Genomic DNA, 16158 nt, shown 5'->3' with positions numbered 1-16158 from the left:
AAAAATTCCTCCTGCAAGCAATGACCTGGGTCATTTTGCTACACCGGCCTTAATGACACCACGGGTCACTTTTACGCCGTTCTGGTTGGTAATGACTGCTTTGATGGTAATTTCCCGGAAAGTTTCGTTGACTTCGGTCACTTTTCCGCTAATGGTGAGGGTATCCCCAATAAAAACAGGTTTTGCGAACTTGCATTCCACGCTGTGCAGCAGGCAGTGCTCACCGGGCAGATAGACCCCTGCCAAAGCAGAAAAGAAGCTGGCTCCCAGCATTCCATACACCACCCGGCCCGGATAGCCCCGCTGGGCTGCATAGTCCGCATCCATGTGAATGGGGCTGTTGTCGCCGCTGATGGCATAAAACTGGTCCATCATTTCGCTGGTAACAGTTACACAGAACTCCTGGGTCAGGCCCGGTTGGATTTCTTCTAATGTAAAGTGGTTCATGGTGTTTCTCCCTTGGTATCACAACAATAAAACGGGCCGGGCCAGCGGCCCAGCCCGTTACAATCAATGGTGCGATGGTTGATTAGGCGGTCAGACGCTCAATCAGGTCCAGCAAATCGCCCACATTCTCCAAACCACGCACATCGTCCAGCTTGAATTTCAGGCCAAACTTCTTTTCCATGGCGGTCAGAAGGTTAATTTGCTCCAGGCTGTCCCAATCCTCAATGTCATCGGCACAGGTCTCACGGGTGATTTCCAGTTCTTCGTCATCAAAGTTATCCCGAAAAATCTGCTGAACCGCTTCAAAAATGCTCTGCTTGTCCATGTTTTCAAACTCCTTACGATACAGTTTCGATTTCCATTACACCGCACTGGGGCTGGTAGTCCGCCAGGCCGGTAAAAGCAAAGGTCAGGTTGCCCTCATCGTCCTGGGCAATCTGTTCAAATCCGATTGTAGCATAAAAATCCCGAACGAGCAAATTTTTTGCGGTGGGATAGTAGTGGCCAATGATGGTTTCAATGCCCATGGCCTTGGCCTGGGCCACCAGCTGGTCAAACATAGCGTGCTCCAGCCGGCGTTTGAAGGTGCGGCAGCTCATAATCCACAGTTCCAAATCCAGCACCTTGCCCTCCCGATGGCCGATGATGGCAGTCACCAGGCCGTTGTCGCCAAAGCGGTCGGTGAGGCGGCCATAGAGGGTGAGGTAATCGGGGTTTTCCATCAGTGCGCTAATTTCTGCGGCAGTGTAGCGGCGGGTGGTCAGGTTAAACTGGTTGGTTTTGTTAATCAGCTGGGTAATGCGCTCTGCGTGGGGGGCATCAAACCGGCCAATCTGGCAGTGCATATCCAGGCTCTTGAGGTAATCGTTGTAATCTCCAAAGGACTGCTCCAGCTGGCTGCGCTCCAGATTTTGCCGGTACATGGCGCTGCGCTTGGCATCGTCCGCCGAAAGGGTTGTTACCTCAAAATAGCCGCTCCGGTCCAGTACGGCAATATATTCCTCGGGGCAGGTCATCTCCGGCACCGCCACACCGGGCAGCTCCTGACGCACAATTTCCCGCTCGGCGGGGTTGTCGTCCACAAATACGATGCTTTCGGGCAGGATGTTCAGCTCCTTGGCCATGGCAGCCACATTGTGGGATTTGGGCTCCCAGTTGGCTTTAAAGCAGATGAAGTCCTCCCGGGTGAGCACGCTGTCTGCCCGTGCCAGGCCGCTGAGGGCTGCCTCCTCCTGGTTTTTGCTGCATACATTCAGCAGTACACCCAGGCTGGAAAGCTCCTTTAAATAGCTTTGGAATTCGCTGTATGCCATGCCGGCGGGGCTTTCGCTGCCCAGCACAATGCCTTCGGGGCCGTCATCGCCCACAATGCCGCCCCACAGAGTGTTGTCCAAATCCAGGGCAAGGGCCTTTTTGTTTTTGCCAAACAGGCTTTTGGTGATGTTGGCAATGCTCTGGCACAGATAGGGGATGCAGTCGATGCTTACAGCATACTTATAAGCGTACCAGGCAGTCTGGCTGCTGAACCGGTCCATGCCGTGCAGTGCTTGCAGGTAAGCCAGGTCGTTCAGGTACAAATTGGAGCTGGCCTGCACCAAACTGGCCAGCTGCTGGTTCAGCTGGCGCACAAAATGCACCCGGCCCTCCAGCGCGCTGCCCTCCCGGTTGCCCATTACCCGGTAAACCGGCAAATCGAAGTTGTTGCAGATAACCGGGCAGCCAAAGCCCAAAGCGGCCCGGATGGCCTGTTCAAACCGGCTGTATTCTGCACTGAGCTTTTGCTGCACCTGCTCCGGACCGTCGCCGGGGTTAGGCCAAAGCTTCAGGTTGCGCACGCTGGTGTGAATGTAGATGAGGTCCGGAGCAAAGGCTTCCAGAGAGCCATCATCAAACACCAGATTTTCAAAAAACAAACCGTAACCGCCCTCATAGAACACCGGCTTGATGCCCTGGCGCAGCAAAAACAGCTCCAGAATGTTTTTGATTTCGCCAATGGTGCTGCCGCTCAGCAGAGCCACCTTTTTTTCAATCAAACCTGGCTGTTCCAGCAGGGTGCGCTTCAAACTGCGTTTTTTTTGCAGAATGGTAGCGGTATCAAGGGGGTAAGCAAAAGGATCCACGGCAAAAACCTCCTAAAAAAGGCCGCGGGGCCCCTGCCCAAACTGCGGCCTGTTCATGGTTGCATCAACGGCCCACACAGGGCCGAAACTGTCGAATATGATTATACTATAAACCCAGTCACCGTGCAACGCATTACAGGCCGAAATCTTCCAGCAGGCGGTCCAGCTGCTCCCGGTTTTCCACCGGAATGCCCTGCTGCAAGCTCAGCACATCCTGGGCGGGCAGCAGATGGGTGTATACCTGATACACCTCCACCGGGTCGCTGGAATCCGGCGTGTAGGCTGCAAGCTTGCCCTGGTAGTCTCGCAGCAGGTAGGCTGTGTGGGGCTGGGTTTCCACAGGCGGCCTGATAAACAGATAGACGCTTATACCAAGGCAAACCAGGCTTAAAAAACACAAAACAGCAATCCAGATACGGCTCAAGGTCATGGCAGTTCACCTCACATTTTATTAAGTAGTATTGCAGCACAAAACTTTGTTTATACATACATAAGGTAAGTACACCAGCCTATGCAGCGGCTGAAGTTTTTGCAACAGGATGCAGCAGCCGTTTGACCAGAAAAATTTGGGCCGCATAAAAGGGCGTTTGCCCACCCCGGATAGAATGCTTGACAAGGGCAAGGTTTAAGCCTACAATACACTTAAGGAAGTAAAAGTAGGGGGCCTTGTGCGGCCTTTGTGCAAAGGAGATAGCCATGAGGTCCAAGTTTACCACCAAAAAAATTGCTTTGTCCGGTTTGCTTTTTGCATTGGCCATTGTGCTGTCCTTTGTAGAGTCGATGGTTTCGCCCCTGTTGGGTCTGCCGCCGTTTGTAAAAATCGGTCTGTCCAACATTGTGGTAATGTATGCTCTGTTTTTTATGGGGTTTGGCCCGGCGGCTACCCTGGCAGGGCTTAAGGCGTTTTTTGTGCTGCTTACCCGTGGAGTGGTGGCAGGCTGGCTTTCCCTATGCGGCGGTTTTGCAGCTCTTTTGGTAATGTGGGTGCTGCACCGGCTGTTGGGCAGGCACATAACTTATTTTATTTTGTCGGTGTGTGGGGCTTTGGGGCATAATCTGGGCCAGCTTGCGGCGGCCAGTGTGGTGCTCAGCAATGTTATGGCCCTGGCCTATGCGCCGGTGCTGCTGGTAATGGGCCTGGTAATGGGGGTCGTCACCAGCTCCGGCCTTACTGCGTTGCTGCCTGCGCTGCAAAAAGCAGGCCTTCATGTCAACAATCTGTAAATTCGGCAAAAAATTTTGAAATTAGGTGTTGACGAAAGCACACCAAAGTGCTATACTTCAAGCATAACAAGAATGATTCCTATTTTCGCTCTGAAAATTTCGGAATATAAAATTAAGAGTTTTTAATGGAGGTAATTTACGATGTCTAAGTTTGTTTGCACCGTATGTGGTTACATTGCTGAAGGCGCTGCTCCCGAGCTGTGCCCCGTTTGCAAGGCTCCCAAGGATAAGTTTGTTGAGAAGACCGAGAACAGCTATGTGACCGAGCATGTAGTTGGCATTGCTAAGGAAGGCGTACCCGAGGAGATCATCGAGGGCCTGCGCATGAACTTCAACGGCGAGTGCAGCGAAGTTGGTATGTACCTGGCTATGAGCCGTGTGGCTGACCGTGAGGGCTACCCCGAAATCGCTGAGGCTTGGAAGCGTTACGCTTTCGAGGAGGCTGAGCACGCTGCTAAGTTTGCTGAGCTGCTGGGCGAGGTTCTGACCGACAGCACCAAGACCAACCTGCAGATGCGTGTTGACGCTGAGTGCGGCGCTTGCTCCGGCAAGATGGACCTGGCCAAGAAGGCTAAGGAGCTGGGCCTGGATGCTATCCATGACACCGTTCACGAGATGGCTAAGGACGAAGCTCGTCACGGCCGTGGCATGGCTGGCCTGCTGAACCGTTACTTCAAGTAATCGGTCAGGCACTGTCTGCATTACATAACAAAAAGGACCGCTGGAAATTCCAGCGGTCCTTTTTTGTGTTTTCATTCATAAAACAGCTTTGCAAAAGCAAGCTGGCGCCATAAGCCGTGGTATGCCGCAAAAAACAAAATCTTGACCGGGCAAGCAGCCTGGCAATGGCAGGGCAGGGTCTGGCTTGGTTTTAAAAACCAGCTTGCTTTAAGCGGTCAAAGGCCAGCGCCAGCTGCTCCTGACTGGTGGTGCAGGCAATGCGCACATAGCCCTCACCAGCGGCACCAAAAGCACTGCCCGGCACCATGGAAACATGAGCCCGCTCCAAAGCGGCCTGGCAAAATTCTGCACTGGTCATGCCGGTGCCCTGAATGTTTACAAACAGATAAAAGGTGCCCTGAGGCGGCAGAACCGAGAGGGTTTTCATCTCATTGATGCGCTGAGCTGCATAGAACACCCGCTCCCGGTAAGCACGAGTGTAGGTATCGCCAATTTCGGCCCGAAGGCGCAAGGCATGAATGGCGGCCCGCTGGGAGATAGAGGGCGCCGAATAAACCAAACTTTCGTTGATTTGACGAATGGTTTGAATGATGGAGGGATGCGCCAGAATGCTGCCCACACGCCAGCCAGTCATGATGTAGTTTTTGGAAAAACTGTTCAGGGTAATGGTGCGCTGTGCCATCTGGGGCATGGAGCAAAAAGGCCGGAAGGGGATGGTGAACATATAATCGGTGTAAATTTCATCCACAATTACAGCCAGGTCAAACTCTTGGGCAATGCCTGCAATGGTCTGGTATACCTGCTGGTCGTAGGCTGCACCGGTGGGGTTACAGGGGTTGTTCAAGATTAACGCTTTGGTGCGGGGAGTGATGGCAGCTCGCAGAAGGTCTTCCCGGATGGCCCATCCGTCGGCTTCGTAGGTGGGCACTTCCACGGCTTTGCCGCCTGCCAGTTCCACCTGGCTTTTATAAGGAGAAAAATAAGGTGCAAACAAAATCACCTCATCTTCCGGGTCCAGAATGCTCATGAGCACAAGCTCCATGCCAAAGCAGCTGGAAGCAGAAATAAACACCTGCTGAGGGTCAAACTCCACCCCGTATTCGGTGCGGTAAAAAGCCACAATTTCCTCAATCAATTCCGGGTCACCCTGGGGAGCGGTGTAGTGGGTGTGCCCGGCGAGGGCGTCCTCCATGGCTCGGCGGGTAATACGGGCATCGGTGGGAAAATCCGTGTCGCCAATGCTTAAATCAATCAAATCGGTGTAGCTGTATTTGGAGGCAGCAGCCGCCGCCATGGCGTTTTCCTGGCACTGCTGAAACCGCTGGGCAATAAAATTACGCATAAACAAACTCCTTTGAGCAGCTGCAGCCAAACACAAATAAAAACCAGAACAGGCGCTGCAGCTGTAAAATCAATCAAGGCTCGGGGTGATCCATCGAGCATGGGTATTATAGCACATTACATTGAAAAAGTAAAAAATTAGAACTTGGGATAATCTGGGTGTTTTAAAGGTATATGGAAATTGGTAAAAATCACTTGCCATGAATTTGTCTGCAAAGGTTTGACAATGTAGAAAAAAGCGGTATATTAAAATATGGGTCACTATTGCCCAAAATAGAATAAGGAGGTAATTATGGTAATTGCGGCAAGCCTTTTGCTGTTTGCAATCTCCAGTATAGGATTTTGGGAACTGTTGCAAAAATACAGCAAGGTGGATGTTTTGTTTCTCCCCAGTCTTACCATTGCGGTTCAGGTTGGTGCGCTGTTTGCAGGCGGTTTGCTGAACCTGCTGCCGGAAGTTACTTATTTGCTGTATGCGGCAGGATTTTTTGGTTTTGCGGTCAGCGCATACCAGGCTAAATCCTTGGTTTTTTTAAAAAAATACTGCAACATTGGCTTTTTGTTTTTGGCGGCGATGGCACTGTTTGTTTTGCTAAGACTGCCAGGTCAGCGTTTTATAGCATATGATAATTTTAGCCATTGGGCATTGGTGGTAAAATGTATGCTGGAAACCAATCGGTTTCCTAATTTTCAGGATACACTGATTGCCTTTAAAGATTATCCGCTGGGAAGTTCTGTTTACATCTATTTTTTTGCAAAGCTGGTAGGCACAGCAGAGCCTATTCAGATGTTTGCCCAGGCATACACCATTCTGGCCAGCATTGTGCCGGTATTCTTTTTTGCAAAGCGTAACCGCTGGGCTGCATTTGCGCTGACTGTGGTTACAACCCATGTGATTTTGGGGTATAACATTGGTCTGCGGGATTTGAGTGTGGATACCTTGCTGCCTATGGTGGCGGTGGCCGCCATGCTGTATTTTGTGGTGTACTGCCGCAGTATGGAACAACCGGCTGCATTCTTTTTGGGCGGGTTTTATCTTGTGCAGCTGATGCAAATTAAGAATTCGGGCGTTTTCTTTGTACTGATGATTCTGGTTGGTATGTTTGTTACCACTCGCAGCTGGCAAAGGGCGGGCTGGAATGCAATGGTTGCAGCGATGCCATTGTTAAGCTCGCTGCTGTGGAAAAAGCACACTGCCTATGTGTTTTCCGAGGCGAGTACTTCCAAGCACGCCATGACGCTGGAAAATTACAGTGCTGTGTTTGCAGGAAAAACACCAGAACAGATAAAGAGCATCTGCCGGGATATGCTGATTTTTACAGTAAGCTGGGTGCAGGTGTGGATGGTGTTTGCTGTTCTGGCAGTGGTGGCAGTGCTGTGGGTTGTTTACAACAAAAAACAGCGCAAACAAGCCCTCCAAATGCTGCTGGGAGCGGTGGCTGTGTATGCGGTTTACCAGCTGTGTACCCTGGCCATGTACCTGTTTTCCATGCCCATTGGGGAAGCGTTGGTTTTGGCCAGCCATGAGCGGTATACAAAAACCATTTTGGGTGTGTTTTTGATGCTGGCTTTGGTCATGCTGGTAAAGCTGCTTTCAGAGCTTACCGCTAAAAAGAGCGTGGCATTCAGCACCGCCCTTGCCACAGCCAGCCTGCTGGGCTATGTGTTTGTTGCTCAGATACAGCCGTGGTTTGAGATGAAAGTTCCAGACAGTATGCAAAAACGCATTTGGCTGGAAACCATTCAAAATGAATACCAGCTGCCTGTGGGAGAATCCTACTTCGTTTTACATCCGGAAGATAAATCCTTCCTGCGGTATATGTGCCGCTATGTGCTCAGCAGCGAGGTAAAAGAACTGGTGAATCCGACGGTGGAGGATTTAAACAAGATTTCCAGCAAATATATTTTGATCTACCAAAACGACAGCCAGGTTGTGGATGAGTGGATTAAGGAGAATTTTCCGGACCAATACGGAAATCCGGTGATTATAAGGGAGAATATTGCATGATAAACCAGATTGGCATTGTAATTCCGGCCTATGAGCCAGATGATAGATTGCTGCAACTGTTAAAGGATTTACGCGAGCGCCAGATGGGGCCTGTGTATCTGGTGGATGATGGAAGCGGCAGGGCCTACCAGAGTATCTTCAATCAGGCAAAGTCCATGATTGAGCCATTGGGGGGCAAAATTCTGGTGCATTCTCACAACCAAGGCAAGGGCCGAGCGCTCAAAACCGCTTTTGAATTTGTGTTGCAGGAATGTGGGCGGCTGGAAGGCGTTGTAACAGCCGATTCCGATGGCCAGCACACGCCGGACTGCATCCAAAAGGTCATGGACAGCCTGGCGAACCATCTGGATGCGCTGGTGCTTGGTGTGCGCAGGTTTGACGGCGACGATATCCCCTGGAAAAGTGTGTGGGGAAACAAGCTCACCGAAAAGGTGTTTCAGTACACAACCGGCGTGCATGTACTGGACACGCAAACCGGCTTGCGGGGCATTTCCAAGCAGCATATGCAGGCTTATTTGGAGCTTCAGGGCGATCGCTTTGAATTTGAGATGAAGATGCTGCTGTATGCGGCAGAACATTACCCCATTGTGCAGGTGCCCATCCAAACCATCTACGACTCCAAGGAAAATCACCAAACACACTTTAATCCTATCAAAGATTCGCTGCGGATTTACCGCATTATTGGAGAGCGCTTTTTTAAGTATGTGCTTTCCTCGGTTTCGGCCTGTGCGCTGGATTTGCTGCTGTTTGCGCTGTTCTGCATGCTTGTAAAACCCTTGAAACCCATGTTTTACATAGCCATAGCAACGGTGATTGCCCGCATCTGCTCTGCTGGTTATAACTATTTCATTAACTACAAGCTGGTATTTCAAAGCAGCGAGGGCATGGCAGGTTCGGCCCTCAAGTATTTTGGGTTGGTGCTTGTGCAGATGATGTGCAGTGCTGCTTTGGTTACCGTACTGGCGCATCTGCTGCCCTTTGTGCAGGAGGTTGCCATAAAAGCGATTGTGGATACCGGATTGTTTTTTGTCAGCTACCTTATTCAGCGGCGGTTTGTGTTTAAAAGTTAAGGGTAAAACAAGCAATAAAACCCATAGTTTTGGCAGTTGCCGAAACGGAATTTTGGCGATACCCATGGAATTTTGATGCATGGTAAAAAGAGCCCGGAGTGCTTTTGCAAAAAAGACACTCTGGGCTCTTTTTTGTGTTGTTGCTTCAGTTCAAGAGACCACCGGTAACCGCACCCTATAAGGTAAGTGGTGCGAGAAACAAAAATTATTTTGAAATGATTTCAGGGCCATGCAGGATGAATAGCCGGCCTGGATAAAAAAGAAGGATGTTTGATGCACTAAAGGGATAAAAAACCATCATTGCAACAAAAAAGATGATTGACACTTTGCCCCATGGGTGGTATACTAAAGCCGTCATGCGATATGAGGTTTGCACTAGAGTATCCATGCAAATATTTCTTCTGACCACCCAAGCGAGGGTTAAGGCCATACGGACAGCCGGGTCAACTGCCGAATGGCGGCATTGCCGCCATTATTGATTGAGTTAAAAGCTCAATTTTATAAGTTGGTTACTTTACAACCAGTACAAAATTTTTTGCGTACATCAACTTGTAAAACGGTCAATAAGAGTAGTAAAAGTAAGTATTTGCTATATAGACTCTATGTGAAGCATCAATCGCCACACCTTGGGTACCGCCTTCACGCCAGATGGCACAGGCCCCAGGGCAACAGATTGCACCTTTTGAGTGGTTCCTATGGGGAGCTGCGTCTGGAACGGTACAGTGTTTCATAAAATTATCCGGATAATTTACAGGCTATGTGTATGCAGCTGCTGCACATAGCCTGTTTTTTTGTTTGAATTTGGCCAAAGGGGCCCAGGGGAGGAGCTTTTTCGTGGACGAAAAACTGAAATTGTATGGATTCAACAATCTGACCAAGGCGCTGAGTTTCAACATCTACGATGTATGTTATGCAAAAACCCCCAGAGAACAAAAAGACTACATCGATTACATCGACGAACAATACAATTCCGAGCGGCTTACCAACATCCTGACCACTCTCACGGACATGATAGGGGCCAAGGTGCTGAACATTGCCCGGCAGGACTACGACCCACAGGGGGCTTCGGTTACAATCCTGATTGCGGAGGGCAGCATGATGCCTGTGGGGGAAACCCAGCTGGCCCATCTAGACAAGAGCCATGTAACGGTACATACCTACCCGGAATACCACCCCGAAACCTGCCTGGCCACCTTCCGAGTGGACATTGATGTGGCAACCTGCGGTGAAATTACCCCTCTTTCCACCCTGGATTACCTGATTCAATCCTTTGATTCCGACATTATCACCATGGATTACCGGGTGCGTGGATTTACACGAGACCTGAATGGCCGCAAGCTGTTTATGGATCATAAGGTCAACAGCATTCAGGATTACATCCAAGAGGATTTACTGCGCCGGTACGATGCAGTGGACATCAATGTGTACGACGCAAATCTTTTTCATACCAAGATGATGCTGAAAGAAATTGACTTGCAGAACTATCTGTTTAAAACCGATGTTTATGAGTTACCCCCTAAAACCAGGCTGGAAATCATGAACAACCTGCGCCGAGAGATGATTGAAATTTTCAGCGGGCGCAATATCTACTGAGTCACAGGCCCGAAAGGAGAAGGTCATGGAAGAATTGAATCAGCAGCGGGCCCCTATTTACGAGGCACTGGAGCAATTCCACCAAAAACGAGTGGTGCCCTTTGATGTGCCCGGCCACAAAAGGGGACGAGGCAACCCGGAACTGGCAGAATTGCTGGGCCAGAAATGTGTGAGCATGGATGTAAACTCCATGAAACCGCTGGATAACCTTTGTCATCCGGTATCGGTTATTCGGCAGGCAGAACAGCTGGCTGCTCAAGCCTTTGGAGCCGCCCACGCCTTTTTGATGGTGGGCGGCACCACCAGTGCGGTGCAAAGTATGATTTTGTCGGTGGTAAAGCGAGGTGAAAAAATCATTCTGCCCCGCAATGTGCACCGCAGTGTGATGGGTGCACTGGTGCTGTGCGGCGCCATTCCGGTGTACGTGAACCCGGAGTGTGACAACCGGCTCGGTATTCCCTTGGGCATGAAGCTGTCCCAGGTGGAGCAGGCTATCCGCAATAATCCCGATGCAAAGGCTATCCTGGTTAACAACCCTACCTATTACGGCATCTGTTCCGATTTGCGGAGCATTGTGGAGCTGGCCCACCGGCATGGAATGCTCTGCCTGGCAGACGAAGCCCACGGTACCCACCTGTACTTTGGGCAAAACCTCCCTGTTTCCGCCATGGCGGCAGGGGCAGACATGGCGGCGGTGTCCATGCATAAATCCGGCGGCAGCCTGACCCAAAGCTCTCTGCTGTTGTCAGGCCCGGCCATGGAGGAGGGTCACATCCGGCAGATTATCAACCTGACCCAAACCACCAGCGGCTCCTACCTGCTGCTGGCCAGCCTGGACATCTCCCGTCGGAACCTGGCCCTGCGGGGGCGGGAGGAGTTTGACCGGGTCACCCAGTTGGCAGAGTACGCCCGGCGGGAAATCAACGCCATCGGCGGTTACTATGCTTTTAGCCGGGAGTTGTGCAACGGAGACAGTATTTTTGATTTTGACCCCACCAAGCTCTCTGTCAATACGCTGGATGTTGGCCTGGCCGGCATTGAGGTATACGACCTGCTGCGGGATGAATATGACATTCAGATTGAATTTGGAGACTTGGGCAATATTCTGGCTTATCTATCCATTGGGGACCGCCCCCGTGAGGTGGAGCGGCTGGTGAGTTCACTGGCCGAGGTAAGCCGACGATTCAAGGGCAGCAAAGGGGATTTGATGCAGCAGGAGTACATAGACCCCCAGGTGGCTGCTACCCCCCAGGAGGCTTTTTACGCCCCCACCGAATCGCTGCCCATTGAGCAGACGGCAGGCCGCATTTGCAGCGAGTTTGTAATGTGCTATCCGCCGGGCATTCCCATTTTGGCACCGGGGGAACGCATCACGCCCCAAATTTTGGAGTACATTCAGTACGCAAAAGCCAAGGGCTGCTCCATGACCGGCCCCCAGGATGCAGACATCCGGCGGCTGAATGTGTTGAAGTAAAAGGAGGCAACCATGGATTTCTGGTTTTCGGAGGCGCAAACGCCCCATGTCAAGCTTTCCATCAAGGTGGACAGGCAGCTGTACAGCGGCCGCAGTGAATTTCAGCGCATTGATGTGTTTGAATCGCCGGAGTTTGGCCGCTTTCTTACTTTGGATGGCTACATGATGCTCACCGAAAAGGATGAGTTCATCTACCATGAAATGATTACCCATGTGCCCATGGCAGTACACCCCAGTGTAAAGAGGGTGCTGGTGATTGGTGCCGGGGATGGGGGAGTAATACGGGAACTGACCCGTTACCCCGAGATAGAATCCATCGATTTGGTGGAAATTGACCCACTGGTGGTGGAGGTGTGCCGGGAATACCTGCCCCAAACCGCCTGCCGGCTGGCAGACCCACGGGTGAACATCCACTACCAGGATGGAGTGCGGTTTGTGCGGTCCTGCCAGGAGGAATATGACCTGATTATTGTGGACTCCACCGACCCCTTCGGCCCTGGAGAGGGACTGTTTACACGGGAGTTTTACGGCAGCTGTTATAAAGCGCTCAAGCCGGACGGTATTATGGTGAACCAGCATGAAAGCCCCTTTTATGCCCAGGACGCCATGGCCTGCCAGCGGGCTCACAAACGCATTGTGGAGTCCTTCCCCATCAGCCGGGTTTACCAGGCCCACATCCCCACCTACCCCTCCGGGCATTGGCTGTTTGGGTTTGCTTCCAAGCGGTACCATCCCCTCAAGGATTTGCGGGAAACTGCCTGGAATATGCGGGGCCTTGGCTGCCGCTACTATACCACTACATTGCACAAAGGCGCATTTTATCTGCCCGCCTATGTGGAGGAGCTATTGAAAGATGTTGAATAAAAATATTGAGGTGTTTATGGGGTGCGATAAAAGCCCCCGTGTGGCAAGCACCATGCTGTTTGGAGCCCCCTTCGATTCCACCACTTCCTACCGGCCGGGTACCCGGTTCGGCAGCGGCGCCATCCGCCGGGAATCCTACGGCGTGGAAAGTTACAGCCCCTATCAGGACCGGGATTTGCTGGATGCCCATGTGGTGGATCTGGGGGATTTGGAACTCTGTTTTGGGGATGTGAACAAAGCACTGGACCGCATCCAGCAGCGAACCAAGCATATTTTGGAGGCCGGCAAGCGGCCCTTTATGCTGGGGGGTGAGCACCTGGTTACGCTGGGGGCCTTCCGGGCGGTGGTTCAGCAGTATCCACAGGTGCATATCATCCATTTTGATGCCCATGCAGACCTGCGCCAGGACTATCTGGGTGCGCCCTTGTCCCACGCTTGTGTACTGCGCCGGTGCTGGGAGCTGGTGGGGGATGGCCGCATCCACCAGTTTGGCATCCGCTCCGGCGACAGGGAGGAGTTTTGCTGGGGCCGCACCCATGTGAACACCCGCCGGTTTGACTTTGAGGGCCTGGAACAAACGCTGGAACAGCTAAAGGGCCAGCCGGTGTACTTCACGGTGGATTTGGATGTGCTGGACCCCTCGGTGTTCCCCGGTACCGGCACCCCCGAGCCAGGAGGAGTAACCTTTGAACAGCTGCGCCAGGCGGTTACACTGGTGTGCAGCAAGGCCCGGGTGGTGGGCTGCGATGTAAATGAGTTAAGTCCCCATTACGATCAGAGCGGTGTATCCACCATTGTGGCGGTAAAAATCGTGCGGGAGATGCTGCTGGCACTCCAGCCCAACAATGCTGTAAACCCCATTGGGGAAAATGAATGATAAAGGAGAATTTCAGTTATGAGCAAGGTTTTAGTCATTGGTTGCGGCGGTGTGGCCGCAGTGGCCATTCATAAATGCTGCCAAAACAGCCAGGTGTTCCAGGAGCTGTGCATCGCCAGCCGTACCAAGTCCAAATGCGATGCCCTCAAGGCCCAGCTGGAGGGCAAAACCAGCACCAAAATCACCACCGCCCAGGTGGATGCAGACGATGTGAACCAGCTGATTGCCCTGATTCAGGACTATAAGCCGGACCTGGTCATGAACATTGCTCTGCCTTACCAGGATTTGACCATTATGGATGCCTGCCTGGCCTGTGGGGTGAATTACATGGATACCGCCAACTACGAGCCGGAAGACCTGGAGGACCCACAATGGCGTGCGGTGTACGAAAAGCGCTGCAAAGAACAGGGTTTTTCCGCCTATTTCGACTATTCCTGGCAGTGGGCCTACCAGGAAAAATTCCGTCAGGCGGGCCTTACCGCTCTGCTTGGTTCCGGCTTTGACCCCGGTGTGACCCAGGCTTACTGTGCATGGGCACAAAAGCACCTGTTCGATACCATTGATACCATCGATATTCTGGATTGCAACGGTGGCGACCATGGCTATCCCTTTGCCACCAACTTCAACCCGGAGGTAAACCTGCGGGAGGTTTCCGCCCCCGGCTCCTACTGGGAGAATGGCCATTGGGTGGAAATTGAGCCCATGAGCATCAAGCGGGAATACAACTTCGACCAGGTGGGCCAAAAGGATATGTATCTTTTGCACCACGAAGAAATTGAATCTCTGGCAAAAAATATTCCCGGCGTTAAGCGGATTCGCTTTTTCATGACCTTTGGTCAAAGCTACCTGACCCACATGAAGTGTCTGGAAAATGTGGGAATGCTCTCCACCAAGCCCATGGAGTTTGAGGGCCACTCCATTGTGCCCATCCAGTTTTTGAAGGCCCTTCTGCCGGACCCTGCTACTCTGGGCCCCCGCACCAATGGCAAAACCAACATTGGCTGCATTTTTACCGGCACCAAGGACGGACAGCCCAAAACAGCTTATATTTATAATGTATGTGACCACCAGGAATGTTACCGGGAGGTGGGCTCCCAGGCAATCTCCTACACCACCGGTGTGCCTGCTATGATTGGCGCCATGATGCTGCTGACCGGCCAGTGGAACAAGCCCGGCGTTTATACCGTGGAGGAGTTTGATCCAGACCCCTACATGGAGGCCCTGAACCAGTGGGGTCTGCCCTGGCAGGTTAAGGATGACCCGGAGCTGGTGGACTGATGAAACAATCCATTCAAACGCCGTACTTTTTGGTGGATGAAGCCCGCCTGCTGCACAATCTGGAACTGTTGCAGCAGGTGGCCCAGCAGGCAGGCTGTAAAATTCTGCTGGCGCAAAAGGCGTTCTCCATGTTTTATGCCTATCCGCTGCTGCGCCGTTATCTGGCGGGCAGCACAGCCAGCGGCCTGTACGAAGCTAGGCTGGGATGGGAAGAATTTGGGGGCGAAACCCATGTGTTCAGCCCTGCCTATAAGCCCCAGGAGTTTGAGGAGCTGCTGCAATATGCCGACCATATTGTGTTCAACTCGCCCCGGCAGTTGGCCTTGTTTGGGCCTCGGGCCAAAGCGGCGGGCAAGCAGGTGGGGCTGCGCATTAACCCGGAATGCTCCACCCAGGAGGGCCATGCCATCTATGACCCCTGCGCCCCAGGGTCCCGGCTGGGTACCACCTGGGCCAACTGGGACGCCAGTCAGCTGCCCTTGCTGGACGGATTGCATTTTCATACCCTCTGCGAGCAGAACAGCGACGATTTAGAGCGCACGGTGCTGGCCTTTGAGGAAAAGTTCGGCCCGCTGCTCAAGGGGATGAAGTGGCTCAACCTGGGGGGCGGCCACCACATCACCCGGCCAGATTATGACCGGCAGCGGCTGGTAAACCTGATTGTGCGGCTGAAGCAAACCTACGGGGTGGAAGTGTATCTGGAACCGGGCGAAGCAGTGGTGCTGAATGGGGGATTTTTAGTAACCACCGTACTGGAAACCCTCCACAACGGGATGAATCTGGCTATTCTGGATACTTCTGCTGCCTGCCATATGCCGGATGTGCTGGAAATGCCCTACCGGCCCCCTTTGCAGGGTGCAGGCCAGCCGGGGGAGAAGCCCTTTACCTACCGGCTGGGGGGGCCTACCTGTCTGGCAGGGGATATTATCGGGGAGTATTCCTTTGAACAGCCCCTGGAACCTGGGCAGGAACTGGTATTTGAGGATATGGCCCTATATACTATGGTAAAAACCAATACCTTCAATGGAATGCCGCTGCCTTCCATCGTCTGGCAGAATGCCAGTGGAGAGCGAAATCTGGTAAAATCCTTTGGATACGAGGATTTTAAACAGCGCCTTTCATAAAGTGGCAGCGCCGTTTTGCTAAAAGCAAGCAGCCGCCCGGTCCTTGTGCCGGGCGGC

General features: G+C 52.2%; 15 protein-coding genes. 10 read left to right on the top strand and 5 right to left on the bottom strand.

The genetic code is table 11. The features are described from left to right. Positions 1 to 30: 30 nt before the first annotated feature. The 4 genes from ACH2EM_RS02765 to ACH2EM_RS02750 form a co-directional block, all read right to left on the bottom strand. Positions 31 to 447, bottom strand: coding sequence for a MaoC family dehydratase (locus tag ACH2EM_RS02765; RefSeq protein WP_395150547.1), 417 nt, complete (start codon positions 445 to 447; stop codon positions 31 to 33). A gap of 82 nt (positions 448 to 529) precedes the next feature. Beyond that, on the bottom strand, positions 530 to 772 hold the full coding sequence (locus ACH2EM_RS02760; protein ID WP_395150546.1) for an acyl carrier protein: 243 nt from the start codon (positions 770 to 772) through the stop codon (positions 530 to 532). A 13-nt stretch (positions 773 to 785) separates the two neighbouring features. Next, a complete protein-coding gene (locus ACH2EM_RS02755; RefSeq protein ID WP_395150545.1) occupies positions 786 to 2567 on the bottom strand; it encodes an HAD-IIIC family phosphatase in 1782 nt (593 codons plus the stop codon). A gap of 133 nt (positions 2568 to 2700) precedes the next feature. After that, a complete protein-coding gene (locus tag ACH2EM_RS02750) occupies positions 2701 to 2997 on the bottom strand; it encodes a hypothetical protein (protein WP_395150544.1) in 297 nt (98 codons plus the stop codon). A gap of 266 nt (positions 2998 to 3263) precedes the next feature. Here ACH2EM_RS02750 and ACH2EM_RS02745 point away from each other — a divergent pair, with 266 nt between their 5' ends. Both ACH2EM_RS02745 and ACH2EM_RS02740 read left to right on the top strand, forming a co-directional pair. Further along, positions 3264 to 3791, top strand: a complete 528-nt coding sequence (locus tag ACH2EM_RS02745; protein ID WP_395150543.1) for a Gx transporter family protein — start codon at positions 3264 to 3266, stop codon at positions 3789 to 3791. Between the two features lie 141 nt (positions 3792 to 3932). Beyond that, the gene (locus ACH2EM_RS02740) at positions 3933 to 4472 is read left to right on the top strand and encodes an NADH peroxidase (protein ID WP_395150542.1); all 540 of its coding nucleotides are present in this window, start codon (positions 3933 to 3935) and stop codon (positions 4470 to 4472) included. A 190-nt stretch (positions 4473 to 4662) separates the two neighbouring features. Here the strand turns inward: ACH2EM_RS02740 and ACH2EM_RS02735 are convergent, their stop codons facing one another. Then, positions 4663 to 5814 (bottom strand): aminotransferase class I/II-fold pyridoxal phosphate-dependent enzyme, encoded by a 1152-nt coding sequence (locus tag ACH2EM_RS02735; protein WP_395150541.1) that lies wholly within the window; start codon positions 5812 to 5814, stop codon positions 4663 to 4665. A gap of 291 nt (positions 5815 to 6105) precedes the next feature. Between ACH2EM_RS02735 and ACH2EM_RS02730 the strand changes: the two genes are divergently transcribed. From ACH2EM_RS02730 to nspC, 8 genes are all read left to right on the top strand, one after another. Beyond that, positions 6106 to 7821 carry a hypothetical protein gene (locus tag ACH2EM_RS02730; RefSeq protein ID WP_395150539.1) on the top strand — a complete coding sequence of 572 codons (1716 nt, stop codon included), beginning with the start codon at positions 6106 to 6108 and terminating at the stop codon, positions 7819 to 7821. Next, entirely contained in the window at positions 7818 to 8891 is a 1074-nt protein-coding gene (locus tag ACH2EM_RS02725) for a bifunctional glycosyltransferase family 2/GtrA family protein (RefSeq protein ID WP_395150538.1), read from the top strand. Before ACH2EM_RS02730 ends, ACH2EM_RS02725 begins: the two co-directional genes overlap by 4 nt. 834 nt (positions 8892 to 9725) lie before the next feature. Continuing rightward, positions 9726 to 10484, top strand: coding sequence for an adenosylmethionine decarboxylase (speD, locus tag ACH2EM_RS02720; RefSeq protein WP_395150537.1), 759 nt, complete (start codon positions 9726 to 9728; stop codon positions 10482 to 10484). Between the two features lie 25 nt (positions 10485 to 10509). After that, a complete protein-coding gene (locus ACH2EM_RS02715) occupies positions 10510 to 11958 on the top strand; it encodes an aminotransferase class I/II-fold pyridoxal phosphate-dependent enzyme (protein WP_395150536.1) in 1449 nt (482 codons plus the stop codon). Between the two features lie 12 nt (positions 11959 to 11970). Further along, complete coding sequence (gene speE / locus ACH2EM_RS02710) at positions 11971 to 12822, top strand: polyamine aminopropyltransferase (protein ID WP_395150535.1); 852 nt, start codon at positions 11971 to 11973, stop codon at positions 12820 to 12822. Then, the gene (gene speB / locus ACH2EM_RS02705) at positions 12812 to 13699 is read left to right on the top strand and encodes an agmatinase (RefSeq protein WP_395150534.1); all 888 of its coding nucleotides are present in this window, start codon (positions 12812 to 12814) and stop codon (positions 13697 to 13699) included. Before speE ends, speB begins: the two co-directional genes overlap by 11 nt. Positions 13700 to 13717: 18 nt before the next feature. Further along, positions 13718 to 14977 (top strand): saccharopine dehydrogenase C-terminal domain-containing protein, encoded by a 1260-nt coding sequence (locus ACH2EM_RS02700; RefSeq protein ID WP_395150532.1) that lies wholly within the window; start codon positions 13718 to 13720, stop codon positions 14975 to 14977. Beyond that, positions 14977 to 16101 carry a carboxynorspermidine decarboxylase gene (gene nspC / locus ACH2EM_RS02695; RefSeq protein ID WP_395150531.1) on the top strand — a complete coding sequence of 375 codons (1125 nt, stop codon included), beginning with the start codon at positions 14977 to 14979 and terminating at the stop codon, positions 16099 to 16101. The genes ACH2EM_RS02700 and nspC overlap by 1 nt, the downstream gene beginning before the upstream one ends. The last annotated feature ends 57 nt before the right edge of the window (positions 16102 to 16158 follow it).

Source organism: uncultured Allofournierella sp., from assembly GCA_944382705.1.
In the GTDB taxonomy this organism is placed as follows: Bacteria; Bacillota; Clostridia; order Oscillospirales; family Ruminococcaceae; genus Allofournierella.
Note: the sequence above shows the minus strand (reverse complement) of the source record. Positions and strands in the feature narration are given on the sequence as shown.

Excerpts from the sequence above, each read along its gene's own strand:
- ACH2EM_RS02765 (WP_395150547.1), bottom strand. The coding sequence starts at position 447 with ATGAACCACTTTACATTAGAAGAAATCCAACCGGGCCTGACCCAGGAG.
- ACH2EM_RS02760 (WP_395150546.1), bottom strand. The coding sequence starts at position 772 with ATGGACAAGCAGAGCATTTTTGAAGCGGTTCAGCAGATTTTTCGGGAT.
- ACH2EM_RS02750 (WP_395150544.1), bottom strand. The coding sequence starts at position 2,997 with ATGACCTTGAGCCGTATCTGGATTGCTGTTTTGTGTTTTTTAAGCCTG.
- ACH2EM_RS02745 (WP_395150543.1), top strand. The coding sequence starts at position 3,264 with ATGAGGTCCAAGTTTACCACCAAAAAAATTGCTTTGTCCGGTTTGCTT.
- ACH2EM_RS02740 (WP_395150542.1), top strand. The coding sequence starts at position 3,933 with ATGTCTAAGTTTGTTTGCACCGTATGTGGTTACATTGCTGAAGGCGCT.
- ACH2EM_RS02735 (WP_395150541.1), bottom strand. The coding sequence starts at position 5,814 with ATGCGTAATTTTATTGCCCAGCGGTTTCAGCAGTGCCAGGAAAACGCC.
- ACH2EM_RS02730 (WP_395150539.1), top strand. The coding sequence starts at position 6,106 with ATGGTAATTGCGGCAAGCCTTTTGCTGTTTGCAATCTCCAGTATAGGA.
- ACH2EM_RS02725 (WP_395150538.1), top strand. The coding sequence starts at position 7,818 with ATGATAAACCAGATTGGCATTGTAATTCCGGCCTATGAGCCAGATGAT.
- ACH2EM_RS02715 (WP_395150536.1), top strand. The coding sequence starts at position 10,510 with ATGGAAGAATTGAATCAGCAGCGGGCCCCTATTTACGAGGCACTGGAG.
- speE (WP_395150535.1), top strand. The coding sequence starts at position 11,971 with ATGGATTTCTGGTTTTCGGAGGCGCAAACGCCCCATGTCAAGCTTTCC.
- speB (WP_395150534.1), top strand. The coding sequence starts at position 12,812 with ATGTTGAATAAAAATATTGAGGTGTTTATGGGGTGCGATAAAAGCCCC.
- ACH2EM_RS02700 (WP_395150532.1), top strand. The coding sequence starts at position 13,718 with ATGAGCAAGGTTTTAGTCATTGGTTGCGGCGGTGTGGCCGCAGTGGCC.
- nspC (WP_395150531.1), top strand. The coding sequence starts at position 14,977 with ATGAAACAATCCATTCAAACGCCGTACTTTTTGGTGGATGAAGCCCGC.